The sequence below is a fragment of the Ruegeria sp. AL2 genome, from assembly GCF_056540845.1.
Window position 1 is genome coordinate 166,557 of the sequence record NZ_JBQFXM010000006.1, and the last position, 24,122, is coordinate 190,678.

The window sequence follows — 24,122 nt, forward strand, 5'->3', positions numbered from 1 at the left end:
ATCAGAAGGTGACCGGGCCGTCGAGTTCATGGACCTGCCATGGCAGGCCATGTTCGTTCAGCATGGCCATGAAGTCGTCCGGGTCGAGCTGTTCCATGTTCCATACGCCGGGCTCGGTCCAGTTGCCTTTCAGCACCTGCGCCGCGCCGATCATGGCGGGGACACCGGTGGTGTAGCTGACGGCCTGGCTGCCGACTTCCGCATAGCATTCCTGATGATCGCAGATATTGTAGATGTAATAGGTCTTCTCGCCTGAGCCATCCTTGGCCTGACCTGTGGCGATATCGCCGATGCAGGCCTTGCCCTTGGTTTCCGCGCCCAGATCACCGGGATCAGGCAAAAGGGTTTTCAGGAATTGGATCGGAATGATTTCCTTACCGTTATGCATCACAGGGTCGATGCGGGTCATGCCTACGTTTTCCAAGACCTTGGCATGCATGATATAGGCGTCGCCGAATGTCATCCAGAAACGGGCACGCTCGATCTCGGGGAAGTGGGTCGAGAGCGATTCCAGTTCCTCGTGATACATCAGGTACATGTTCTTGGGGCCGATGGCGGGGAAATCGAACTCGACCTTGTGAGTCATGGCGGGAGAATGTTTCCATTCGCCGTTTTCCCAGTGGCGCACTTCGGCCAGTACTTCGCGCAGGTTGATTTCGGGGTTGAAGTTGGTGGCAAATTCCTGATCGTTCGAACCGCCATTGGCATCAAGCACGTCGATCTGGCGGATGGTGTCCAGCTTGTGCTTTTTCAACCATTTGGCAAAGACCGATGTGACCCCGGGATCGAAGCCCGAACCAAGGATGGCTGTCAAACCGGCCGCCTTAAACCGTTCCTGATAGGCCCATTGCCAGTGGTATTCGAACTTGGCCTCGTCCTCGGGCTCATAGTTCGCGGTGTCAACGTAATGAATGCCCGCCTCAAGGCATGCGTCCATCAGCACCAGATCCTGATAGGGCAGGGCGAGGTTTACGAGGATTTCAGCACCAGTTTCCTTGATCAGCTTTACAGTGTCTTCGACCTTGTAGGCGTCCAACTCGGCGGTCGCGATATCAACGCCCACACGGTCTTTCACCGACTTGGCGATAGTGTCGCATTTCGATTTCGTGCGGCTGGCCAGCGTGATTTCGGTGAAGATATCTGAATTCATTGCCATCTTGTGCACGGCAGCGTGGGATACGCCACCTGCGCCGACAACCAGTGTTTTGCCACTCAAAGTTCCCATGGGGGTGATCTCCTCTCAGGGGTTATTCGTAATAGGTGTAACCATTGATCGAGTCGCGGTAAGCGCTCATCAGGGTTTTGCGGTCCTTGGCTTTCAGGGTGCCGGTCGAAATCGCCTCATCCACCATTTTGCGGAAGGCGGCGACGCAATCCTGCGGGTCGAATTCGACATATGACAGAACCTGGCTGATCGTGTCGCCCTCTTGTTCGTGCAGCAGGTCAAAGCCACCGTCCCGACGCAGGTCGATGGTGACGACGTTGGTGTCACCAAAGAGATTGTGCAGATCGCCCAAGGTCTCTTGATAGGCGCCGACGAAGAAGACACCCATGAAGTATTCGTCCTCTTCGGGCAGGGAATGCACCGGCAGGCTGGGGGAAACACCGTCGGCCAGAATGAACCGGTCGATCTTGCCGTCGCTGTCGCAGGTGATATCGGACAGCACGGCGCGACGGTCGGGGATCTGGTTCAGATATTGCAACGGCACGATCGGGTGCAGCTGGTCGATGGCCCAGACATCTGGCAACGACTGGAACAGCGAGAAGTTGCAGTGATAGATATCAGCAACCTTTTCAAGCTGGTCATTCAGGTCCGTTTCCAGATCCTCTGACGCGGCCAATGCCTTGAGCCGGGCCATCAGCGACAGGTATATCCGTTCGGCCCGCGCCATCTGACGCAGGTCGACATAGCCGCGACGAAACAGGGCGCGCAGCTCGTTACGATAGAAGGTGGCGTCGTTCCAGCATTCCTGCAGACGGTCGCGGGAGAGGTATCCGTGCACCGCGGCGAGGTCCGAGACCAAGTGGTGGTCATCCGGATCAACCTCGGGGCCATTGGGCGCATCGTAAAGCGTGCTTTCGAGCACGTTGAAGACCAGCATCGAGGACGTCGCCACCACCGCGCGCCCACTTTCCGTGACCAGTGTCGGATGGCCCACCTCTGCCTCGTCCATGGCGTAGGCCACGGTTTCGACGACATTGGCGCAGTATTCTTCGACCGTGTAGTTGATCGAGTTTTCGGCAGCTTTCTTTTCGCCGGTGTAATCGACCCCCATGCCGCCACCCAGATCCAGGTGAGTCAATGGAACGCCTTCGCGAGTGAGCTCGGTGTAATAGCGACAGGCTTCGCCCACAGCGCGGCGCACATCGTTGACATCCTGAACCTGGCTGCCCAGATGTGAATGCTGCAGCTTGAGGCAATGCAGCAAGCCTGCGTCTTTCAGCTTGTCTACCGTGGCGATAAGCTGATCAGTGTTCATCCCAAAGGCCGAGCGGTCGCCCGAACTTTCTTCCCATTTGCCGCTGATCTGGTTGGTCAGCTTCACCCGAACACCGATCAGGGGCTCGATGCCCAGTTCGTTGTAAACTTCTATTACCGTGTCGGCCTCTTTCGGGCTTTCCAGAACGATGACCGTGTTGAACCCAATCTTGCGGCTTAGAATCGCCAGTTGGATGAACTCGGCATCTTTGACGCCGTTGCACACGATCAGCGCGTCAGGGGCCAGACGATGCGCCAGCGCAATCACCAGTTCGGGTTTGGAGCCTGCCTCGAGCCCATAGTTGTATTTCTTCCCAAACTCGACGATCCGGTCAACAACCTGGGCCTGTTGGTTTACCTTGATCGGGAATACGCCGCGATAGCTGCCATTATAGCCCACGCGCGTAATCGCATCTTGGAAACTTTCGTTCAGATGGGCGATTTCGTGTTCCAGATAAGACGCGACGCGCAGGACCATCGGTGCCTTGATTCCGCGGTCGTCCAGATCGCTGAGGATACCGGGCAGGCTAATCGCCGCTGCCTCGGGGGCCATGGGATTGCGCAGACCGATCTCGCCCTGTTCGGTCACCTCGATGAGGCCTTTGCCCCATTTCTCAACTCCGTAGATGGAATGCGGTGCGTCGGGCGTCTGTTTCAATCAAGTCGGTCCTTAACGTAGGGTGCCAGTTTCGCGCCCGCCAATACGGCAGCAGTTTGATTCTTCCAAGTGTAAACTATCTGATTGGGGATTCCGAATTTTACGCGGACGGGTGGATTGGGATCAGATGATTGTCCCATAGGCATTCGGCGCGGGTTCGAACAGCTGGGCGCGCGCCCGTCAGTGTCCCGAAGGCGCCTGTTCCCGTGGTAAAGACCAACCCGTTCGCACCGGCCCCAAGCCCACAGACATCCTCAAGCGCGAAGGCGCCGATGAATGTGCCACTGGTTGTGTCAAACTGGTGCAGCGCATTGCCGCGCGGACAGGTGATTGCGATCGTCTCGGCGTCGGCTGAAAATGCGATGCTGCCAGCGTATCCCTGCAACATGCTTTGTTCGTGATCCGGCGCGGCAAGCAGGCGCGGGGCTTCGCCCTGACGATGCAGGCCCAACAGGGGCGGGTGTTCGGACTTGCTGCCCTGCCATTGCATGGCAAAGCCAACCAGACCGTCGCTCCGCACCGCCAGATGGCGGATCGAGTTCTTGTGAAGCTCGTCAGGTAACGACACCTGCTCTTGGATCCTGCCCGACAGGGTGAGATAGCTCAGGTTGGGTGCCATCGTCGGCAGGTTCAGCTTTGTGCGCCCGGTTTCGGGGTGCGTTTCGATCCCGCCATTGGCAATCACCAGCGTTTCCCCGTCGGGCATCAGGCGCATGTCATGCGGGCCTATTCCGCCCGATGAAAACTCACCCAGACGCGAAAAACTTTCTGCGTCCCAGACACTGATAATACCTGTCCCGGCTTCGTAGTCGTTCTCGGTGGCATAAAAATACGCGCCATCCGCCGAGAATGTGCCGTGGCCATAGAAGTGTCGGCTTTCAGGGGCCTTTAGCTGCGCAATCTGCGCGCCGGTTGCGCAATCGATGACGATGGAAAAGGTGCCCGGACGCCTGGCAAACGCGACCGCCAGAGCTTTGTGCGGGTGGGCAGCGGCCGCATGTCCGCGTCCGGGTAGAGGCACGGAGAACACGATCGCGCCCAATGTGCTCAACCCGGCAAGTCGAAAGGACCCGTCGGGAAACAGCCCTGCAGCCAGAAAATCAGGCGAACCGGCCGAGGCCCACCCGCGGATCGGGGAAATCGTGGTCGCGGCAAGACCGGCAAGAAAATGGCGGCGTGACGTCATGGGTTAGTCTCCGTCCAGCGAGTTGAATCCTGCGCTGATCCCCAATGTCGGACCCAGCTCGGTCACGGCGATGGTGCTGATATCGTGGATCGACTGTTGAAGCGCCTCGATCCGGAACCGGGCCTGGGGATCTGAAACCCCGGCCAGCGAGGGATCGTCAATGGATTGAGCGTTCTGGATGGCACGTGCAAACGCAGCGTCCAGTTCCGACGCGATTTCGGGGTGATCAAAAGACAGCCGTGCGGCTAAATCTCGCAAGGATATCAGCGACAGTTCTACATGGCGTAAAGACCGCCCGGACCGCCACGCTTCTGCCCGGTTCGGACGGGGGCGGTCAAATGTCCCCATGGGGCGACCCAGCCGAGTGTCAGCCGTGAACTCAAGACCTGTGGACAGGGCCTTGAACAACTCTTGCATCGCTTCGTCCTGCGTCCGGTAGCGGCTATTTTCTCCGGGTTGGGTAAGGCTAGGGGCATAGATGTGCCAGTCCTGCGCCATCGCGCGGGCATTGGCATCGATATCCGCCGTGATCGCCCTGATCAGCGCGCAGCGATATTCGGCATTGCCCTGTTCCGCGAAGGTGGGATCGAACAACATCCGTTCGAAGGCAAAGAACCCGCGCCCTGCGATTGACGTTTCGGCATAGGCGTCCGGGCTTTGCACGGCATCATCCTGAGCCTCGATATGCTGGGACAGAGTTTTGGATGTGAACCCTTTCGTGTCGGGCCAGAAAGCCAGGGCGAAAACGCGGTCATCGACCTCGGTCGGACCAAACCGCAGGTGGCTGGCTGAAATCCAGCTGTCGAAAGCCGCATCGTAGGCCGCGCGCAGCGCCGGTGAGGTCGGATCGCACTCAACCAATGATGCGCTGACAAGCGCGCCGGTCGTTTCCGGAAGGGTCTCGAACCGGGGCAGGATATGTGTCTCGGCAACGTCCATCAGGATCGGTGCGCGATCCTGTGCCTGCGCGGCAAGTGGCATCAACAACACTGCAACAAGGGTAAGAAAACGCATGGGTCACAGGCTTTCCAGAAATTTGATCAGGGCGTCACGGTCTGCCTTGGGCATCGAGACTACGGCATCACGGGCAGCCTGCGCTTCACCGCCATGCCACAGGATCGCCTCTAGCAAGGTGCGCGCCCGCCCGTCATGCAGAAACTCCGTGTGGCCCGAGACGCGTTCGGTCAGGCCAACGCCCCACAAAGGCGGCGTGCGCCATTCCCGGCCTGTCGCTCGGGCCTCGGGGCGATTGTCGGCCAGACCTTCGCCCAGGTCATGCAGCAACAGGTCGGTGTAGGGCCAGATCAACTGAAAACTGTGCTCGGGCCGGTCTTCCATCCGATGAGTTACATGTGACGGTGTGTGGCATGACGCGCAGCCGGTCGTATGGAATACCTCTTTGCCGCGCAAAACCTTGGGGTTGTCCAAGTCGCGGCGACCCGGCACGCCCAGATTGCGGCTGTAGAAAGCGACCAGATCCATACCCTGATGATCGATCTCAAAGCCGCGCTCATCATCGTCGCCGTGCGGGGCTTTGATGCAGTTCACCTGCACATTGGTGCAGTCCCCGTGCGGAGCAGGGTAGAGCGGGTTCGATATGCCGATATCCCCGGCAAAAGCAGCAGCCGATTGTTCCATAACTGTCGGCATCCCCGCCTTGTGACCGAACCGGCCCATCATTGGGGTGTCAAACTCGACCGACCAGACGATATTCGGGCGACCCGATATGCCGTCCCCATCCAAATCGTCGGGGTCGGCCCTGGCAAGCAGGTCTTCGACCGGGATCGCTTCCAACAGGCCAAGCCCGATCATCTGCGGCGCGATCCGTGGGCTTAGCATCGCGTCCGGGTGCAGCGGACCATAACCCAGACCGGCTGCCTGATAAGTCGGGCGGCGCAGTGAGGCGGTTTCACCGTCAGAAAGCGCTACCGGGATTTCTTCGTACGAGATGTCCAGCCGGTATTCCGCTGGATGACCTGCCAGTGCGAAATCCTGCATCTGCCCACCATAGGTAGGCTCGGGCACAGTGGCGATGTATTCTTCGATCGCTGCATAGCCATCTTCCGACGTGCCGGGGATCGAGACCCGCAGGAACATCGAAACCGCGTTGTCATCGGGCCCGTTTGGCGTGTGCCCGCGCCCATCCTTGATATGGCAGCGCTGGCATGACCGCGCGTTATAGAGCGGCCCCAACCCGTCAGAGGCGAGCGTCGATGAGGGCGACGAAACCCAAACCTTCTTGAACAGCCCGTTTCCGACCTTGAAATTCAGCTCCTGTTCAAAGCTCAAGTTGTCTGAGGGTTGCGAGAATGCATCCGCGTCCGTATGAACCCGAACTGTCGCGGCCCCGGCGGGCAGTTCTTCAAATTGCTGCGGTGCGTTGAAATCCTGGGGCGGCGCCGTGACAACGGCAATCCGGGCGCGTTCATCGTCAGTGCGGGGGGTGACGTTCAGATGCAGATCCACCAGTTCGGCTGACAGGGAAGGGGTGGCCGCAAAGGCGACCACCGACAGGGCGACAAATCTATTCGCCTTCGTCCATTTTCGATGCGTTGAGTTGCGCATAATTGGCTTCGCCGATCCTTTCATAGAGGTCGAGCTGCGTTTCGAGAAAGTCGATATGACCCTCTTCATCGGACATCAACTTCTCGAACAGCGACATCGAGACATAGTCGCCGGCATCCCGACAGTATTCGCGCGCTTCCTTGTACAAGGCCCGTGCATCGATCTCGGCCGCAAGGTCACATTCCAGCGTTTCCTTTGGTGTTTGACCTATCCGAAGCGGGTCTAGCTTCTGAAGGTTGGGGTGGCCTTCCAGAAAGATGATCCGTTCGATTAGCATGTCCGCGTGGCCCATCTCTTCGATGCTTTCCTCGCGGCTTTTCTTAGCCATGTGGCCAAGTCCCCAGTCTTCCTGCAACCGGTAGTGCAGCCAGTATTGGCTGACAGCAGTCAGTTCATGCCGCAGAGATTTGTTGAGATATTCGATGACTTTTGGATCGCCCTTCATCTGCACTCTCCTGTGATACTGCCGCGCGCAGGGCGCGGAGTTGCATGGGTACTTCGAGATTATCGCTTGACCGCATCGTGTCCAGAAACAGAGGCATGCATCCGCCGCAATCCGCCGATTTTCCAAGAGCACGGTAAACCTTGCCCGGGGTGATGATGGTTCGGGGGTCGGCTGTCCGCATCCAGTCGATGGCGGCGCGGATGTCGTGGTCCGAGATGTTGGTGCAGTGGCAGACAATCATGGATGTTGGCTTGAGTTTGTGTGGCTCAGTGGGCTGGCGGGTCAGCGTGTTGAGTGTATCGGGGGCAGGCAAGCCCCCGGCGCGCGTTCTTGTTTAGTGGAATACCGCATCGGGGTAATCCAGACTGTCTGATCCTTCAAATTCAATCTGGTCCAGTTCCAGTGCGGTCACGATGCGCTCGATTGTCTTGGTCTGATCGATCAGGCCGTTGACGCCGGTCATGATCAGGGTTTCACCGCCTTCGTTGCCGCGTTCCAGCATTTGGTCATAGGCAAACCCTGCTTCCGCGGTCGATTTGATCCTGCCAAGGGCTTGCATCGTGACGGCCAGTTTCGCTTTCATCTCGGCGTCCAGTTCCGGGTCTGTTGCGTTTACCAATTCGGCCAGTGATGCGCCCGATACAGGTGTTCCATCGATGCGGGTATAGCTGCCCAGATAGACGTTCTGAACGCCCAGCCCATCGTAGTAATGGCTGTTGTGGGTGTTGTCCGAAAAGCAATCATGCTCTTCTTCCGGGTCGTTCAGCATCAGGCCCAGACGCATCCGCTCACCCGCCTGTTCACCGTAGGACAGTGAACCCATACCGGTCAGGATCGCACTGACACCCGCCGTTTCATTTTCCATCAGCGCCGTGCGCGCCGCGCCGCCTTGTTTCCACTGATCGGTCATCCAGGTCAGATCGCTGACCAACAGGTCGGTTGCGGCGCTCAGATACTGGGCACGACGGTCGCAATTGCCACCGGTGCAGGCATCGCCGTTTGCATAATCAGTGGCTGGACGGTTGCCTGCACCTGCCCCGTGGCCATTCATGTCCTGACCCCACAGCAGGAACTCGATAGCGTGGTAGCCAGTTGCGACATTGGCTTCGATACCATCAGCTTCGTGCAGGGTTTCGCTCAGCAGTTCCGGAGTAATCGTGTTGGCGTCAATGGTTTCGCCCGATAGTACGAAGCTGGGGTTGGCGATGACATTCAGAACCGCAAATTCGTTCTCATCCGTCGCGCCACCATAGGCCGCGTCGACATAATCAATCAGACCTTCATCCAGCGGCCAACCGTTTACTTTGCCTTCCCAGTCATCAACGATTGCATTGCCAAAGCGATAAACTTCGGTCTGTTGATAGGGCACACGCGCTGCAACCCATGCTGCTCGTGCCGCAGTCAGGGTCGCGTCCGAGGGTTCGGCAATCAGCGCACCGACTGCATCCCGCAAAGCATTTGCCGCAATCAGGCTGTCGTCATACTTAGCTTCGGCAATATCGGCATAGGTTTCCAGAATATCCGCTTTTGCAGGCACATCCCCGGCAAAAGCAAAAGAGGCTGTCGTAAATGTCAAAGCGCTGGCTGTTGCAAACAACTTGGTCATTGAGGTCGTTACTTTCTTGTCAGAACTGTCAGATCAGGCGGGTTTGTTCCCGCGGCGGCTTTCGCTGAAATAACTGAGTTAAAAAGTCAACATTGTCAATCTGAGTTTTTTTATCGGGAAATGGAGTTGCTGGCCTGGTGGTCACCATCCCCATATCTGACGAGATCTTGATCCGGCGGATGACATTGTGCGGTACATGTTTCGGGCTAAAATCAGCCAAGTGATTCTTTGTAGGTGGTTTGTGGTTCATGAAGCGCGTGGTTCTGGCCTTGTTCCTGTTTCCTGCGGCACTTGCAGCGCAAGCAACGCAGATTTCCACGCCTCATCACCATGGTTCGGGCCAGATCGATATCGTGTTTTCGGACACAGGGTTCGCCTTGGCGCTGAGGGTGCCAAGCATGGACATCGTCGGGTTTGAATCCCCGGTTGAAAACGATGACAACCGCACGCGTGTGGCCATAGCAATGTCAGAACTTTCCGACCCGCTAGACCTGTTCGTAACCCCGCCCGAAGCTGGGTGCTCTACGGTGGCCGCCCATGTGGTTCTGACATACGGCATCACACAGCAGAAAGGTGAGGCGAACGCAGTCACAGGCTCCACAACGGCAGAGAGTCACTCGGAGTTTCAGGCAGACTATGTCATTCAGTGTCAAGATATGGGTGGGCTGAACATGATCGAGTTCGCCTATTTCGCGCGGTTCAGTGGGACTGACCAGCTGAACATCCACTTGAATACGAGCGGGGTTCAGGACGCTGTCGAAATTACACGCGCGGCACCATATCTCGATCTTCGGCTGGATCGATGAACGCTGAAATTCAAGGAGAAACCAGAAGTGATGTTTTAGTTCGAAGGTCGGGGGATTTTGGTAGCGGAGGAGGGACTTGAACCCCCGACACGCGGATTATGATTCCGCTGCTCTAACCAACTGAGCTACTCCGCCGTGAGTGAGAGGCGATGTAAGCGAGGGGCCGGGGAGGGTCAAGAGGGAAATCGCCCTAACCGGGGAATTCTTTCACGGGCTCTGTCACCGGGTCCTGCAAGGGCGTCTGACGGAATATCGTGGCGTCCACCATCCTGCGGATAAACGCGGCGCATATCTCCGGTTCTGTGATCAGGATCATATGGCCCAGACCGTCAAGCTCTTCATAGCTCAGACCATATTTGGCCATCGGCGGTCCGTGACGGGCAGGGGACAGAAGCGCGTCCTGACTTCCATACAATATCCCGCCGGGGACCGACAGCTCGGGGTATCTGGCCACCAGCACATCGCAGCTGGCATCCAACCCGATAACGTCCTGCGAGGCCGTGACAAAGGCCGACGGGCGCAGCCCTAGCGCACCACCCGCACGGTCCAGAAAGTCATTTGGAGGGGTTTCAGGGTCAAATGCCACACCCAGACTGTGCGGTGCTGTTTTTGAGGCCATGGGAACCGCAATCGTGTTGGCAATCAGGCTGCGCAGCCATTTGGTCCGGATCTCGAGCGGTTTGAAGATCACCGGTGTTTCAGGCAGCCTGTGCGTCAGTGGCGCCAGCAGAGCGAGGCCGGATACCCGCTCGGGGTGGTCCAAAGCCAGCGCCAGCGACACCGCACCGCCCAGTGAATGCCCCACCACCACGACCTGATCCACGCCCTTGGTTTCAAGAAATTCAGCAATCATCGCGGCCTGCTGCGGCAATTGTGCGAGTTCTGCCGTATCCCGGGTTGAATATCCACAACCGGGGCGATCCAACGCGATGACGCGGTAATCCTCGGCCAGTTGATCCGCCAACGCGTAGGTAAAATGCTGTAACTGCCCAGCCAGGCCATGAATCAGAACAACCGTCTGCGCGTCCGGATTGCCCATTTCCACATAGTGGATGCTGCCGCCCTGCACGGGCACGATCTGGCCCATCTGCGGCACGGTTTTTAGCCCCTGACGGGTTATACGCCGGGTCCACAGGGCCATGGCCAGAAGAAAGACGGCAAAGGCCGTAACCACGCTAAGAATAAGTGTCATCTAGCTGTCTCCGGTCCTAACGGAGTTGTATTGCTCCAATCCTGATTGTGCCATGCGTTTCTGAAACTCGGCAACTGTTCCGGGCCAAAGCGTCGTGTTTTGCCCTTCCGCATCAATGTACCAGGATGTACAGCCTCCGATCTGCCAGACACTGTCCGCGTGGCGGTCAAGCATTTCCTGCGTAAAGGCCGCCTGTTTCACCGCATCGGGAGTGATCACCGACAGTTCCTTGCGTTGCATCTCGCTTAGAACCCGGCCGATATGCCCGACCTGAGCTTCAATCATCAACACGACCGAATTATGCCCCAGCCCGGTATGAGGCCCCAGAAGGATGAAAAAGTTGGGAAAACCGGCTATCGCTGTACCCAGATGTGCACACATCCCATTCGCCCAGGCCGACCGCAGCGTTAGCCCATCTGTGCCGGTGATATCCAACCTTTCTACGACATTTGTGACCTGAAACCCGGTACCCCAGATCAGCGCGTCTGCCTCTGCCCTGGTGCCATCTGTCGCCAGGATGCTGTTTCCATCGATACTGGCCACGCCGTGCGGAATGACGCTGACATTGTCGCGGGCCAGGGCCGGATACCAGTCATTTGAACTGAGAATGCGTTTGCACCCAATTCGATAGTCCGGGGTCAGAATGCGCCAATCTTTGGGGTCCGCAATCGCGCCTTCCAGTGACTTGCGCCACATTTTTAGGGCAAAGTTCATCGCGCGTTCCTCGCCCCTGAACACGCGGTGACGGAACTCGAAGAACATGAAAATCAGTTTGCGCCGGATGCGGGGAAGCAGGGGAAGGTAGGCATAAAGTTTGCGCACCCATGGCGCGATCGGGCCGTCAGGGCGCGGCATAACGTAAGGCGCGCTGCGCTGAAAAACGGTGACGTGGCGCGCAATCTTGGCAATCTCTGGCACGAACTGAACGGCTGACGCCCCGGTGCCGACAACGGCCACATGCTTTCCTGTCAGATCGACGGTGTGATCCCATTTGGCCGAATGAAAACAGGGGCCGGGAAAGCTGTCGGTGCCGGGAATGTCCGGAATGCTGGGATGATGCAGCGCGCCGATGGCCGAGACCAGAAACTTGGCTGACCAGATCTGGCCATCCGTGGTTTCAACCTGCCAATGCGTGCCATCCCATCTCGCCGATTTCAACTCCTGCCCAAAATGGCAAAGATCATACAATCCTTCCTGATGCGCGACATTTTGCAGATATTCCTGTATCTCTGCGCCACCGGCATAGGCGCGACTCCAGTACGGATTAGGGTGGGTCGCCATGGAATACAGATGTGAAGGCACATCGCAGGCGACGCCAGGATAGGTGTTCTCGCGCCACGTGCCACCGATATCTTCAGCCTTTTCCAGAATGGCGATATCTTTGATGCCGTGTTTGCGTGCCTCAAGCGCCATCGTCAGCCCTGAGAACCCGGCACCGATGATCAGCATCTCTGTCGCGTGGTGCATTGAAGTGCCCCTCCTGAAACAACTTTATGGATTTCTGTTGCAGATGTCTGCACGTGATTGGCAGTGAAGTAGGTCACACAAGATAAAATGACCGAACGACCTTACGTGAACAGGCGCGGCGAAAAACCGTCATCAGGGCGGTGTCGCTTCCTGCAAACACATATCGCAATCAGAGAGGTGAACGCGGCGTATTTCCGTCAGTCTGATTCAAAACAGGAGGATTGCCCCTTGTCGACCCGTACTCTTGCACGCGCCGGTGGGCGTTCGGCGCGCCGCGCTCTTCGCACCGCGCCGAACTTCGACATGCTGCCGGGTTTGACCCGCGGCATCCCGCATTGCGAAGTTATGAACGGAAGCCAGATTGAGCTTATCGACAAGGCCGCCATGAATATTCTGGAGAACGTTGGTGTCCAGTTTCGCGACCCGACCGCAGTGGAAGACTGGAAAAAAGCGGGCGCGAAGGTTGACGGAGAGCTGGTCTTTCTGGACCGCAACATGGTGCGCGAGCTGATCGCGACCATTCCGGCGCAATTCACCTATCACGCACGCGATCCGCAAAAGAACCTCGCTCTCGGCGGCAAGCACTCGATCTTCGTGCCGATGACCGGCGCGCCGTTTCTGCGTGATCTTGACGACGTGCGCCGGAACCCGACGCTGGACGATCTGGCGATGTTTCATAAACTGTCGCACATGATGCCCGCACTGCACAGTTCGGCCCATCATATCGTCGAACCTTACGATCACCCGATCAGCCAGCGGCACCTGCGCATCACTTATTCGTCGATGAAATACTCGGACAAAACCTTCATGGGAATGACCACCTCGCCCAGGAATGCCGAAGACGTGATGGACATGTGCGATATCCTTTTCGGCGAAGGGTTCATTGATGACCACCCGGTTACAACGGGCAACTGCAATGGCAACAGCCCGCTGGTCTGGGATGAAACCATGCTGGGTGCAATGCGCGCCTTCTGCCGCCGGAATCAGCCGGTTTTGTGCTCGCCCTTCGTTCTGGGCGGTGCCAATACGCCCGCATCGGTACCCGCAACCGTGGCACAGCTGACCGCTGAGGCGCTTTCGGCGCTGGCTTATACGCAGGTGATCCGCAAGGGCTGTCCGGCGATTTGGGGGCACTATCTGTCAACCGTTTCGATGAAATCCGGTGCGCCGATGGCAGGGACGCCTGAAATCAGTCTGATGAATTTCATGATTGGCCAGATGGCGCGCTTTTACGATGTGCCATGGCGCACCTCGAACACGCTGGGCGGGGCCAAGACGTTTGACGCGCAGGCCGGGTACGAATCCGCGACAACTCTGGGCGCTGTTCTGCATGCAGGGGCCCACTACATCTGGCATTCGGCAGGCTGGAACGAGGCGGGGATGCATTGTTCGGTCGCCAAGTTTGTTGTGGACGCGGAACAGTGCGCGATGGCCTATCGGATGGCGGAGGGGCCTAAATGGCATGATTTTGACGAAGGCTTGGCCGCAATTCCGGATGTAGGTCCCGGCGGGCACTATTTGGGGCATCCGCACACCCAGGAGAATTTTCAGACGGCTTTTTTCATGCCCGAACTGTTTGACAACAACTCGATCGAACAATGGGTGGCGGAAGGCGAAGTTGAAATCACCGAGCGCGCCCTGAACTACGCGAGGAAGCTTTTGGCCGAGTATCAGGAACCCAAGCTGGATGAGGCCAAGAACGACGCCCTTCTGGACTATATCGCCCGCCGCGAGAGAGAAATCCCGGCCGCGGATGAGTTGAACCAGAATTACTGACGGTCAAGTTCATTCTTTGCCGGATCGCCACTCTTTCCAGATCAGATAGCTGTTGGCGGCAAGCGAGGCGAATGGCTCGGGCGGCAAACGCGGCAAGTCCGGCTGCGCCAGAAAATGATCGGCGATGTCAGACCGCCGGTCCAGCACCAGTTCAGCGATGCCCATGCCTTGCAGTGTTCCCCGTGCGATGCCCAGACCGTTCTGGCAACAGGCAGAGTAGACACCGTCCTCAAGCTCACCGAACGCGGCCGATCCATTGCGGCTGAGGCAAAGCATCCCGGCCCAGCGATGTTCCATCTGCACATCCGGCAGATTCGGGAAGCGTTCCCTGAACTTTCGGTCATGCACCCAGCCTGCATTGCGCAGTCGCATTGGACTGGTCTCGATTGTTGGATGAAAGCTGGAGCAGGTGCGGATCAGGATGCGATCCCCATAGCTGCCGGAAATGCGCCGTACTGACGTCCCCATCGGGTTCGCTGGCGTCACCGACCAGCGCGACTTCCCGCCCAGTGTCTTGATCTGCGCCTCGTTCAGCGGGGCTGTGAGCGAGGCGTAAAGGCAAATGTGCATCAATTGCCGCTGGTAGAACCCAAAGCTCTCCAGGTGGCCGTTATTGGCCAGAATTATCTGCCCGGTGCTCACCTTGGCCTTGTTGGTGCTGACCACCCAGCCTGCGCCTTGTTGTTCCAAACCGGTAACGGGTGAATGCTCGAACACTTCGATCTGCCCGGCCAGACGGGCGGACAGCGCTCGCACATATGCCGCCGGCTGAATCATCACTGTCCCCGGCGCATAAAGCCCCGAGGTATAGTGCGGGCTGCCCGTGACCTCTTGCATCTGCTGCTGATCTAAAAGCTTATGCGGCTCGTCCAGTTTGGTCAGATGCGCGGCAAAGGCGCGGTTATACGCGTCGCCCGCTTTGGTGGCGGCTGCATTGTATTTGCCGCAGGGGTCGAACATTTCCTGTGGCAGCCCGCAATCGGAGGCCACTTCTGTCGCAAAGGCAATGGCCTTGCGGTTCAGCGCAATGATGGCGCGATCCGCGTCCGACCCCTTGCCTGCGTAGTTGTCCGAGGCCAAGTCATGGGGCAGGTCGATCATGAACCCAGAATTCCGGCCTGCCGAGCTCTCCGCGAAACGACCGGCTTCCAGCAGAACGATTTTCAGAGAAGGATCCAATTGATGCAGCCGCCGCGCCGCGCTGAGCCCGGCAAACCCGCCACCAACTATTGTGATATCCGCGGTCAGGTCCCGTTCCAGCACCGCCAGAGGTGTTTGGGGCGGCAGAATCGTATTCCATCCCGACGGGCCTGTCTGCCGGGGTAGCCTTTTGGCGTCGTGTCGGCTCAACCGACGGCCTCATCCGCGTCATCGGCCAGATCGATCCAGATGGTTTTCAACTGTGTGTACTGGTCATGAGCATGGATCGAGTTATCACGGCCACCAAATCCCGATTGCTTGTAGCCACCGAAAGGTGTCGTGATGTCACCTTCGCCGAAGCTGTTCACTGTCACGGTGCCTGCGCGGATCATCCGCGCACCACGAATGGCACGTTTGACATTGGCCGTAAAGATTGAGGCGCACAAGCCATAGTCGGTGTCGTTCGCGATCTGGATCGCTTCATCAAAGCCCGAGACTTCAATTACCGACAAGACAGGGCCAAAGATTTCCTCGCGCGCCAAAGTAGCGTCATTGCCGGGCACTTCGACCACGGTGGCCTCGACAAACCCGTTGTCCGCTTTGCCACCGATCACCACGTTCTCGGCCTGATCCAGATAGCCACAAACCTTGGTGTAGTGGTCTTCGCTCACCAGTGCGCCCATGCGGGTTTCGGGGTCGAGCGGGTCGCCGATGTTCCATTGTTTGGCGTGATGCGCGATGCGCTCCAGCAGCTCAGCCTTCACTTTCTTATGCACGATCAGGCGTGACGAGGCCGAGCAGTTCTCACCCATGTTCCAGAATGCGCCATTGACGATATGCGCCGCCACACGGTCGAGGTTTTCGGCATCCTCCATGACGATAGCAGGGTTCTTGCCCCCCATCTCCAACACCACCTCTTTGGCGTTGCTTTCTGCCGAATAGGTCAGAAAACGTTTGCCGGTCACGGTTGAGCCTGTGAAGGACACCATGTCGATATCCATGTGCCGCCCAATGGGTTCGCCCACCTCGGCCCCGCCACCGGGAACGATGTTCAAGACACCGCGCGGCAAGCCGGCCTCCATCGCCAATTCGGCAAGGCGCAGGGCCGTCAAAGTGGTTTCCATCGCCGGTTTTACAACAACAGAACAGCCTGCCGCCAGCGCTGGCCCGATCTTCCATGCCAACATCAGCAGCGGAAAGTTCCACGGCAGAACCAACCCTACAACGCCGATTGGCTCGCGCACCACCATGGCGATGTGATCGTCGCTGGCGGGTGAAACCTGATCGTAAATCTTGTCAATCGCCTCGGCGTGCCACTTCAGGCAGTGGATTGTCTCGGGCACATCAACAGTTTCGCAGTCGTAGATGGTCTTGCCGCTGTCGATACTCTCCATTACCGCCAGTTCACGGGCGCTGCGAGCCATCAGTTTGGCCAGCCGGATCAGCACATCCTTGCGCTCGGCGGGGTGCAGTTTGGACCAGCGGCCATAGTCGAACGCCTCACGAGCTTTCTTGACGGCAAAGTCCACATCCTCCGCGCCACAGGATGCGATATCGGCCAGCTTTTCACCGGTTGCAGGGTTCTCTGTCGCAAAGGTCTGGCCCGAAACCGCCGGACGAAACGCGCCGTCGATAAAGGCGCCTGTCGGCAGGCTCAGACCTGCGGCGATGGATTTGTACTCGTCCTGTGTCAGCAGATCCATGTTTGTCACCCCTCAGCCACGATGTCGGCGATTGTCTTTCTCAGCACGCGCGTCACCTGTTCTAGCGCGCGCTTGTCATCTTTGTTCAGGCCCTTCAGCGGAGGCCGCATGATACCCGCGTCGATACCGTTCATGGTGACGCCATGCTTGATGGTCTGGATAAACTTGCCGCCCTGTTCCAGCACCCGCATCAGCGGCATCATCGCTGACATGATCCGACGCCCCTTGGCAAAGTTGCCTTCGATCACGCAGGCCTGATACAGCGCCACATGTTCCGCTGGCAGGAAGTTCGAACCGCCACACACCCAGAATGGTGCGCCCCAGGCGAAAAACTCAAGTGCCTGATCGTCCATGCCGCAGCCCAGCTGGACATGCGGATAATCCCGCGCCAGCAAATGGACCCGGTTGATATCGCCCGAGCTTTCCTTGATGCCGCAGAAATTGCGGCTACGGCCAACGCGGTCAAGGAACTCTTCCCCCATCATTGTGCCGGTACGGTGCGGATAGTTGTACAGCATCACCGGCAGGTCGGCGGCCTTGTCGATGGCCAGTGCATTCAGCGCGTTTTCGCGATCCGTCGGCACCGAATAGGGCGGGCTGGCCAACAGGATGGCGTCCGCGCCGATATCGCGCGCGCCAGCGGCCAGCGCAATCGAGTCCGAAGTCAGCATCGCGCCCGTGCCAACGACCAAGGGCAACCGCCCTTTCAGTTGCTTATGCGTGAATTTGGCCAGTTCCAGCCGCTCCGGCACGGTCTGGGCATAATTCTCACCCGTGGATCCGCCGGAAATCAGGCCGTGCACACCATTTTCGATCAGGTATTCGATCACGTCGGACAGGGTGTCCCAGTTCACGCTGCCATCGTCGTGATAGGGGGTGACCACAGGAGTATAAATTCCTTCGAACTTGAAAATCGGGTTCATTTCGTCCTCATGCGGGCTTCGAAAGTGGCGGGATACCCATTGCGACATCCAGTGCGTCAGGCATCACGAACATCCCGATCTGATCCCGGGACAGGTTCCAGTGATCCTCGGCCAGTTTCGCCGCTGCAGCTTCATCGCGTGCCTCGATGGCTGCGATGATCGCGTCATGCTGTTGGCTGGCCAGCGATAGGTTTTCCGACATTTCAACTGTCTGCGGCCGATAAAACGTCATGCCAATCCGTGCATGATCGATCAGCAGCCGGTTGAATGACGGAAGCAGGTAGACATTGCCGGACATCTCGCCGGTCACGTCATGAAAACGGTTGTTGGCAAGTGCGCGATCCTCGACCGACCCTGAACGAAGGGCAGCTTTGAACGCGTGCTGAGCCGCTTTCAATTCTTCGATTTGCACGTTAGTCGCGTTCACTGCCGCCAGACGCAGGATGGCCCCGTAGACCATCGGCGCGGCAAGGAAGAAATCGCGCAGTGTGGTGTAGGACATTTCCGAAACACGGGCGCTGCGGTTTTTTCGCAGATCCAGATAGCCTTCGCCTGCCAGTTGACGAAACACCTCGCGCAGAGGCGTGCGCGACAGGCCGAATTCATCGGACAAATGCGCCTCATCCAGATCGTCACCTGGACGAAGGCGCAGCGTCAGGATGGACATCTTCAGGTGTTCTCTGAGCGCATTTTTGCGCGACTTGGCTTCGTCTTTCATCCTTTGGCCTCACTATGTCCTCTGGCTGCCGTGTCCGAATCGCGGTGGTCGTATTTTTGTATTTCTAAAAAATACAACTTGTATACAAAAAAATCTCGTGCAGCATGGGTGTCTGCAAAATAGACTCACGCTTGGGCGTCGGCCCAGTTTGGAAATGGTCCTGCTCATGCTTCAGACGCAGCACTTCGCCTTCATCCTGGTCGAGGAGTTTTCGCACCTCGCCTTTTCCTGTGCGGTCGAACCGCTGAGGATCGCCAACCTAGTGAGTGGCGATGAGCTGTATCGCTGGTCTTTTGTATCCGAACAGGGCGAGCAGGCCGTGTCTTCCAATGGATCCGTCACTCTTGTGCATTCCGGACTTGAGGAACTGCCCAAGTGCGATCAACTCTTTGTTTTGTCGGGCATTCACATGCGTGACCACGTGACTCGTTCCCTTCTGGCTGCACTGCGGCGCGAACGCGCGCGCGGAACGCGGATCGGGGCATTGTGTTCCGGGGCGTGGTTGCTGGCCGAGGCCGGGTTCCTCAATGGTATGCAGGCGGCGATCCATTGGGAGTACCACGACGCATTCATGGAGGCGTTTCCGGATGTCAATCTGGTGCGCAGCGTCTTTGTCGCCGACGAAAAACACATTACCGCATCAGGTGGAACCGCGACCGCAGACCTGATGCTGCATCTGATCGAACGCGACCATGGCGAAGAACTGGCCACTGATGTTGCGGATCAGATGGTCTATAACACTGTGCGTAATGCGACCGCCAAGCAGCGCGTTTCGCTGCAATCGCGCAATGGAATGCGCAATGCCCATCTGGCAAAGGCGATAGACATTATGCAGGACAGTCTCGAAACCCCTGTCTCACCATCCTTCATTGCCGATGTTTTGGGTATTTCCACCCGTCAACTGGAACGGTTGTTCGGCAAATACCTTAATACTTCCCCCAAAAGGTACTTTATGGAGATGCGGCTGGAACGGGCCCGGAAACTGCTTTTGCAAACCGAGGCGTCGGTTACCGAAGTCGCCGTGGCCTGCGGCTTCGAAAATCCGGGGCATTTCTCTCGGGTATACCGATCCAGTTTTGGCATCACACCCCACGCGCAGCGCAACAAGATCAACTGAAGAAAGATGAGTTGCTGTTTCGCGCTTACCGGCGGGGGTGCCGCGATCTGTTGGCCTCGAACTGGCCCGATCTGGCACCCCCTGATCCTGCCGGGATACCCCCTCGTTAAAAACTGGACTAGTCAACAGACCGGCAGGATTACCCACCAATAAATCTCGATATAGGCATAAGTATATCAAGAACTTGTCATCCAGAGATTTGTTGTGCCCTGTTTCGTTAATCTACCGTTAATTTAAGGCTCAAGTTGAGGCTTTGATTGGGGGTAATCTGCAATATCGACGTGCGGTCGCCGCGATCTGTTCAAGCTGATGGCGTTTCGAGATTTGGGTCAGGTCCCAGTGGTTTCCGAAAGGAATCTGATTCACGGTTCAAAACAAGTAGTGAACACACCACAAGGGTTTGGTCGACCGACGCTCGGACGACGCGCCTGCCGATCATCTTGGAAGGCAAGAAAACGAACGAATCCTATTTCTGTTAGAATCAAGACAGCATTCGACGAGCAATTTTGCAGTTTGTGAGGAAACCCAGATCAAGCTTGCTCGCCGTCGGAATACGCCTTCGAGGCCGCAGATTGTACTTATCTGGTATGGCGCGCTGACGACGCTGATATCCTGTGCGACCAGAAGCGATCGGGATCCGTCAGTCCAGATGATAGGACAGAAACCGTTCCGTCCCGCCGGCACTATACCCCCACTGTGCTTTGACACCGAAAACTTCTGAAACGGTTTGCAAAGACAAGGCTTGTTCAGGCGGGCCAAGAGAAACCAGCTGTCCTTCTGATAAAACAGCCACGCGATCACAGGCCATTGCCTGATTCAGATCGTGCAGTGCCATCACCGTTGTCACTTTTAGAATTCGAACACAGTCCAGGATCGACAGTTGGTGATGTATGTCCAGATGGTTGGTCGGTTCGTCCAAAAGCAAAAGGCCCGGTTGCTGCGCCAATGCACGCGCGATGTGCAACCGCTGGCGCTCTCCTCCAGACAATGTTGCCCATTCTCTGTGTGCCATATCGGCCATTTCCACAGTTTGCAGAGCTTTGTCGACTTGTCTGGTATCTTCGGCGCGCCAGGGCCGTAAGGCCGACAGCCAGGGCGTGCGGCCCAGCTCGACCACGGACCGTGCAGTTACGCGTTCGGCTGTATCAGCCTGTTGTTCAACAATGGCAATCCGTTGGGCAATCTGTCTGCGCGACAAATGCGAAACGGGATGGCCCGCTATGACGACTTTTCCCGAAACCGGACGTGCCAAACCCGCCAACAGGCGCATCAGAGTTGATTTGCCCGAACCGTTGGGTCCGACCAAAGCCAGTGTTTCGCCGGGCTCCACGACAAACGATACGTCTGACAGCAAAGTCTTGCCGCGAACCGAAAATGTCAGGTTTTGCGCCTCGATCTTCATTGGGCGTTCCTCTGGCCGCGCACCAGAATTACGGCAAAGGCAGGCGCACCGATCAGGGCGGTAACCACCCCAATCGGCAGAACCTGACCCGGGATGATGATGCGCGACACTATATCGGCGCCGATCAGGAAGACCGCTCCGATCAAGGCGGCCGTTGGGATAAGCCTGCGATGCCCCGGTCCTACAAGGAACCGGGCAGCATGAGGGATGACCAGCCCGACAAAGCCGATGGACCCGACGATCGAAACCATGACCGCTGTTGTCAGCGCGGTGGCGAAGATCAGGGTTGCCTGCACCCGCCGCACCGGTATGCCCAGCGAGGCCGCTGAATCAGTGCCGAAAATAAATGCGTCCAAAGCTCTGGCGTGAAAGCGGCAAATAAGCCAGCCGGCAAGGGCCACCGGAATGGCCAGATATACATCCGGCCAGCGCACGCCACTGAGGTTTCCCATCAGCCAGAACATGATCCCGCGCGCCTGATCGGCATTGGCGGATTTGGCGATGATGAAGGCCGTTAGCGCATTGAACAACTGAGACCCGGCAATTCCCGCCAAAACGATTTGCGCCGTCGCAGCCCGCCCGCCGCCTGCGCCGGAGGCTCGGGCCAGCAACGCGACAAAACCGAAAGCCAAAAGCGCGCCATTGAACGCGCCAAAAGACAGCGACAAAGCTCCCCCGCCCAAACCAGCGATGGTAACAGCAACGGCACCCGTCGAGGCCCCGGCAGAAATGCCCAAAATATAAGGGTCAGCCAACGGGTTTCGCAGCAATGCCTGCAACACGACCCCTGCGACAGCCAGACCGGCACCGCAGGACGCAGCGACCAGAGCGCGAGGAATCCGGTAGCTCCAGATAATACCCTGATCAATTGGGTCGACGGGCAGGTCCGCTCCGGCCAGCTTGTTGACCAGAACGGAGAGAACCAAATCGGGCGACAACGAGGTTTCCCCGATCATCGCGCCCGCAAGGACCGCCGCAATCAACAGTGGCACAGTTAGGCACGCGGCCTTGAAACCCTGCCGAAAGATTGCGGCGACCTCGTTCACAAGTTGTTTCCGATGGTATCCAGCTTCTCGGCCAGATCCTCCAGTGCCGGGATTGCGCGGATGGTGGCGTCCATGGCCTGCGCATCCATAACGACAATCCGGTCATTCTTGACCGCATCCATCTGGCTGGTCACCGGATCAGCGCGCAGGAACTCCAGCTTTTTCAGGTAGTCGTCCGCAGCAAAGCGACGGCGGTCCATCTTGGCAATCACGATCACCGTCGGATTGGCCTTGGCAATGGTTTCCCAGCCCACTGTTGGCCATTCTTCATCCGTCTCGACGACGTTGCGGATGCCCAATGTGCTCATCATGTATCCCGGTGCGCCCTTCTGCCCGGCCACAAACGGATCGCTTTCCATTTCAGGAGAGGAAAACCAGAATACGGCGGACACATCGTCCAGCTTCACGGCTTGCGCCTTGGCGACGGCTGCGGCTTCACGGGCCTTGTACTCGGCAACCAGGTCCGTGCCGCGTTCGGACACATCAAAGGCTGCCGCCAGTTCTTCGATACCCTGATACAGCGTATCGGTCGAGAACGCTTGCAGGCGGGTGCCATCGCCGCCGACCGTATTGTCTTTGCCGACGCAATCCGCAGGCATCACGTAAGTTGGAATACCCAGTTCGTGAAATTGCTCACGCGTGGCGACGATGCCCTCGGGTCCGACATGCCATTCATATTGCGCTGCGACCAGTCCCGGCCGCTTGGCAACAACGCTTTCAAAGCTGGGATCATTGTCTGCCAGACGCTCTACCTTGGCATTCACCTCGGCATATTCAGGCAGCACCTCGTTGAACCAGACCGAAGTTCCAAGAACCTGCTCACTCAGACCCAGCGCATAAAGCACCTCGGTCGCGGCTTGGCCGACCGTGACTGACGACGTCACTGGCGCGTCAAACGTGACCGAGTGACCGCAGTTTTCGATGGTTAAGGGAAAGTTTCCTTCGGCGGCAGCGCTGGTAGCCAGCAAGGAAAGGCCAATCAGGCCAGTGCGTAGAAACATGACAATCGATCTCCATGTGTCAATGACCAGAGAACGGGTGAATGGGCATTTACCGAAGCAACAGACGCTTTTCTGCCTGCTGTGAGCGCAGAGTGGTACATAGCCCGCCCGGCGCGTTTCTTCGGCAACCTCCCCGGACAACCCCGCCCGGTGTGTTTCGGTTTCATACCGGCAGGTCTCCTGACTGACGGGTCTTTGTCTGTCCTGTCTTCCCAGACCGAAATGGCCCAGTGACGGAATGGACAGCGCTCGCCGCCTACAGTTGCGGGGGCAGTTCCGGTTGGCACCAAAAGGCACCTCGGATTCCCTCTTAGCCACATCGGGACCGGTAAAACGCGGGTACCTTAACACTTACTCTGCGGCAAGAAAAAACTCGGGGGTCTTTCCCATTTTCTCCCAAGGGCATGAACCTGCGCGTCTCAACATGGTGCTGACGTCAGACAAGCCGCTGAGAAGGCGCTACAATCCGCCCCGAGGACGTCGGTGTGTGATATATATGCAAATTGAGCATAAGCGTGCACGAATCAGAGTTTTCTTGCATAGGTTGTGCAAAAATATCGTTTTAAAACAATATTATAATTGGAATCGAATTTAGTGAGACACCATAACCGTGCACCGCATGAAGCATAAGCATGCAAGCATAAAATCAGGAAGCATAAGCGTGCAAATGTAGAACAAAGAACAACACCACTGGAAGTGCAAGCGCATGCCGTAAGTATTGAAACTACACTAGGACATCCGAGACTTGACGGGCTTTCGCGAGCATTGCATCTCGAAGACTTTTTCGATGACTCCCTATTGTGTTGATTTCCGCTGAGAAGTGACCCGGTATTTTCACCGAGATTTGACCCACCTTTGTTTATGTCTCAGCGTTTATGTTGTGGTCAATGTT

General features: G+C 57.6%; 19 protein-coding genes, 1 tRNA gene, 1 pseudogene and 1 riboswitch. Of the genes and pseudogenes, 3 read left to right on the forward strand and 18 right to left on the reverse strand.

Going from position 1 to position 24,122, the window contains the following annotated elements; all coding sequences use genetic code 11:
- Position 1 precedes the first annotated feature (1 nt).
- The 8 genes from ACR0ID_RS10850 to ACR0ID_RS10885 form a co-directional block, all read right to left on the reverse strand.
- Positions 2 to 1,225 (reverse strand): saccharopine dehydrogenase family protein, encoded by a 1,224-nt coding sequence (locus ACR0ID_RS10850; RefSeq protein WP_480605321.1) that lies wholly within the window; start codon positions 1,223 to 1,225, stop codon positions 2 to 4.
- 22 nt (positions 1,226 to 1,247) lie between these two features.
- Positions 1,248 to 3,137 (reverse strand): biosynthetic arginine decarboxylase, encoded by a 1,890-nt coding sequence (speA, locus tag ACR0ID_RS10855; RefSeq protein ID WP_480605322.1) that lies wholly within the window; start codon positions 3,135 to 3,137, stop codon positions 1,248 to 1,250.
- A 100-nt stretch (positions 3,138 to 3,237) separates the two neighbouring features.
- The gene (locus tag ACR0ID_RS10860) at positions 3,238 to 4,323 is read right to left on the reverse strand and encodes a DUF1513 domain-containing protein (protein WP_480605323.1); all 1,086 of its coding nucleotides are present in this window, start codon (positions 4,321 to 4,323) and stop codon (positions 3,238 to 3,240) included.
- A gap of 3 nt (positions 4,324 to 4,326) precedes the next feature.
- The gene (locus ACR0ID_RS10865) at positions 4,327 to 5,337 is read right to left on the reverse strand and encodes an imelysin family protein (protein ID WP_480605325.1); all 1,011 of its coding nucleotides are present in this window, start codon (positions 5,335 to 5,337) and stop codon (positions 4,327 to 4,329) included.
- Between the two features lie 3 nt (positions 5,338 to 5,340).
- The gene (locus ACR0ID_RS10870; RefSeq protein ID WP_480605326.1) at positions 5,341 to 6,888 is read right to left on the reverse strand and encodes a di-heme oxidoreductase family protein; all 1,548 of its coding nucleotides are present in this window, start codon (positions 6,886 to 6,888) and stop codon (positions 5,341 to 5,343) included.
- Positions 6,848 to 7,333, reverse strand: coding sequence for a bacterioferritin (gene bfr, locus ACR0ID_RS10875; RefSeq protein WP_480475650.1), 486 nt, complete (start codon positions 7,331 to 7,333; stop codon positions 6,848 to 6,850). Before bfr ends, ACR0ID_RS10870 begins: the two co-directional genes overlap by 41 nt.
- Positions 7,281 to 7,574: a (2Fe-2S)-binding protein gene (locus tag ACR0ID_RS10880; RefSeq protein WP_480476910.1), complete on the reverse strand. Its 294-nt coding sequence runs from the start codon at positions 7,572 to 7,574 to the stop codon at positions 7,281 to 7,283. The genes bfr and ACR0ID_RS10880 overlap by 53 nt, the downstream gene beginning before the upstream one ends.
- 93 nt (positions 7,575 to 7,667) lie before the next feature.
- A complete protein-coding gene (locus ACR0ID_RS10885; RefSeq protein WP_480605328.1) occupies positions 7,668 to 8,939 on the reverse strand; it encodes an imelysin family protein in 1,272 nt (423 codons plus the stop codon).
- A 248-nt stretch (positions 8,940 to 9,187) separates the two neighbouring features.
- On the opposite strand from ACR0ID_RS10885, the gene ACR0ID_RS10890 reads away from it, so the two are divergent.
- On the forward strand, positions 9,188 to 9,745 hold the full coding sequence (locus ACR0ID_RS10890) for a ZrgA family zinc uptake protein (protein WP_480605329.1): 558 nt from the start codon (positions 9,188 to 9,190) through the stop codon (positions 9,743 to 9,745).
- A gap of 58 nt (positions 9,746 to 9,803) precedes the next feature.
- On the opposite strand, the gene ACR0ID_RS10895 is transcribed toward ACR0ID_RS10890, so the two are convergent.
- From ACR0ID_RS10895 to ACR0ID_RS10905, 3 genes are all read right to left on the reverse strand, one after another.
- Positions 9,804 to 9,880: transfer RNA gene (locus ACR0ID_RS10895), tRNA-Met, on the reverse strand.
- Positions 9,881 to 9,935: 55 nt separating this feature from the next.
- Positions 9,936 to 10,937: an alpha/beta fold hydrolase gene (locus tag ACR0ID_RS10900; protein WP_480605330.1), complete on the reverse strand. Its 1,002-nt coding sequence runs from the start codon at positions 10,935 to 10,937 to the stop codon at positions 9,936 to 9,938.
- Positions 10,938 to 12,404, reverse strand: coding sequence for a flavin-containing monooxygenase (locus ACR0ID_RS10905; RefSeq protein WP_480605332.1), 1,467 nt, complete (start codon positions 12,402 to 12,404; stop codon positions 10,938 to 10,940).
- A gap of 228 nt (positions 12,405 to 12,632) precedes the next feature.
- Here ACR0ID_RS10905 and ACR0ID_RS10910 point away from each other — a divergent pair, with 228 nt between their 5' ends.
- A complete protein-coding gene (locus tag ACR0ID_RS10910; protein ID WP_480519012.1) occupies positions 12,633 to 14,180 on the forward strand; it encodes a trimethylamine methyltransferase family protein in 1,548 nt (515 codons plus the stop codon).
- 9 nt (positions 14,181 to 14,189) lie between these two features.
- On the opposite strand, the gene ACR0ID_RS10915 is transcribed toward ACR0ID_RS10910, so the two are convergent.
- Genes ACR0ID_RS10915 through ACR0ID_RS10930 form a run of 4 tightly spaced genes read right to left on the reverse strand, consistent with a single transcriptional unit; the run spans position 14,190 to position 18,664 of the window.
- Positions 14,190 to 15,530, reverse strand: a complete 1,341-nt coding sequence (locus tag ACR0ID_RS10915; RefSeq protein WP_480605333.1) for an NAD(P)/FAD-dependent oxidoreductase — start codon at positions 15,528 to 15,530, stop codon at positions 14,190 to 14,192.
- Positions 15,527 to 17,023 (reverse strand): aldehyde dehydrogenase, encoded by a 1,497-nt coding sequence (locus ACR0ID_RS10920; protein ID WP_480605334.1) that lies wholly within the window; start codon positions 17,021 to 17,023, stop codon positions 15,527 to 15,529. Before ACR0ID_RS10920 ends, ACR0ID_RS10915 begins: the two co-directional genes overlap by 4 nt.
- 5 nt (positions 17,024 to 17,028) lie before the next feature.
- Positions 17,029 to 17,946, reverse strand: coding sequence for a dihydrodipicolinate synthase family protein (locus ACR0ID_RS10925; protein ID WP_480605335.1), 918 nt, complete (start codon positions 17,944 to 17,946; stop codon positions 17,029 to 17,031).
- Positions 17,947 to 17,953: 7 nt separating this feature from the next.
- Positions 17,954 to 18,664 carry a GntR family transcriptional regulator gene (locus tag ACR0ID_RS10930; RefSeq protein ID WP_480605337.1) on the reverse strand — a complete coding sequence of 237 codons (711 nt, stop codon included), beginning with the start codon at positions 18,662 to 18,664 and terminating at the stop codon, positions 17,954 to 17,956.
- Positions 18,665 to 18,830: 166 nt separating this feature from the next.
- Between ACR0ID_RS10930 and ACR0ID_RS10935 the strand changes: the two genes are divergently transcribed.
- On the forward strand, positions 18,831 to 19,781 hold the full coding sequence (locus ACR0ID_RS10935) for a GlxA family transcriptional regulator (RefSeq protein WP_480605338.1): 951 nt from the start codon (positions 18,831 to 18,833) through the stop codon (positions 19,779 to 19,781).
- An 891-nt stretch (positions 19,782 to 20,672) separates the two neighbouring features.
- Here ACR0ID_RS10935 and ACR0ID_RS10940 read toward each other — a convergent pair.
- The 3 genes and pseudogenes from ACR0ID_RS10940 to ACR0ID_RS10950 form a co-directional block, all read right to left on the reverse strand.
- A pseudogene (locus tag ACR0ID_RS10940) lies at positions 20,673 to 21,183 on the reverse strand (ABC transporter ATP-binding protein); the annotation flags it as partial.
- The gene (locus ACR0ID_RS10945; protein ID WP_480519006.1) at positions 21,180 to 22,229 is read right to left on the reverse strand and encodes a FecCD family ABC transporter permease; all 1,050 of its coding nucleotides are present in this window, start codon (positions 22,227 to 22,229) and stop codon (positions 21,180 to 21,182) included. The pseudogene ACR0ID_RS10940 and the gene ACR0ID_RS10945, both read right to left, overlap by 4 nt.
- Positions 22,226 to 23,230, reverse strand: coding sequence for an ABC transporter substrate-binding protein (locus tag ACR0ID_RS10950; protein ID WP_480475675.1), 1,005 nt, complete (start codon positions 23,228 to 23,230; stop codon positions 22,226 to 22,228). The genes ACR0ID_RS10945 and ACR0ID_RS10950 overlap by 4 nt, the downstream gene beginning before the upstream one ends.
- A 153-nt stretch (positions 23,231 to 23,383) precedes the next feature.
- A riboswitch (cobalamin riboswitch) is annotated at positions 23,384 to 23,575 on the reverse strand.
- Positions 23,576 to 24,122 lie beyond the last annotated feature (547 nt).

Coding starts and splice junctions, on each gene's coding strand:
- ACR0ID_RS10905 (WP_480605332.1), bottom strand. CDS start 12,404: ATGCACCACGCGACAGAGATGCTGATCATCGGTGCCGGGTTCTCAGGG.
- ACR0ID_RS10860 (WP_480605323.1), bottom strand. CDS start 4,323: ATGACGTCACGCCGCCATTTTCTTGCCGGTCTTGCCGCGACCACGATT.
- ACR0ID_RS10900 (WP_480605330.1), bottom strand. CDS start 10,937: ATGACACTTATTCTTAGCGTGGTTACGGCCTTTGCCGTCTTTCTTCTG.
- bfr (WP_480475650.1), bottom strand. CDS start 7,333: ATGAAGGGCGATCCAAAAGTCATCGAATATCTCAACAAATCTCTGCGG.
- ACR0ID_RS10870 (WP_480605326.1), bottom strand. CDS start 6,888: ATGCGCAACTCAACGCATCGAAAATGGACGAAGGCGAATAGATTTGTC.
- ACR0ID_RS10890 (WP_480605329.1), top strand. CDS start 9,188: ATGAAGCGCGTGGTTCTGGCCTTGTTCCTGTTTCCTGCGGCACTTGCA.
- ACR0ID_RS10885 (WP_480605328.1), bottom strand. CDS start 8,939: ATGACCAAGTTGTTTGCAACAGCCAGCGCTTTGACATTTACGACAGCC.
- ACR0ID_RS10850 (WP_480605321.1), bottom strand. CDS start 1,225: ATGGGAACTTTGAGTGGCAAAACACTGGTTGTCGGCGCAGGTGGCGTA.
- ACR0ID_RS10865 (WP_480605325.1), bottom strand. CDS start 5,337: ATGCGTTTTCTTACCCTTGTTGCAGTGTTGTTGATGCCACTTGCCGCG.
- ACR0ID_RS10920 (WP_480605334.1), bottom strand. CDS start 17,023: ATGGATCTGCTGACACAGGACGAGTACAAATCCATCGCCGCAGGTCTG.
- ACR0ID_RS10950 (WP_480475675.1), bottom strand. CDS start 23,230: ATGTTTCTACGCACTGGCCTGATTGGCCTTTCCTTGCTGGCTACCAGC.
- ACR0ID_RS10935 (WP_480605338.1), top strand. CDS start 18,831: ATGCTTCAGACGCAGCACTTCGCCTTCATCCTGGTCGAGGAGTTTTCG.
- ACR0ID_RS10930 (WP_480605337.1), bottom strand. CDS start 18,664: ATGAAAGACGAAGCCAAGTCGCGCAAAAATGCGCTCAGAGAACACCTG.
- ACR0ID_RS10880 (WP_480476910.1), bottom strand. CDS start 7,574: ATGATTGTCTGCCACTGCACCAACATCTCGGACCACGACATCCGCGCC.
- ACR0ID_RS10925 (WP_480605335.1), bottom strand. CDS start 17,946: ATGAACCCGATTTTCAAGTTCGAAGGAATTTATACTCCTGTGGTCACC.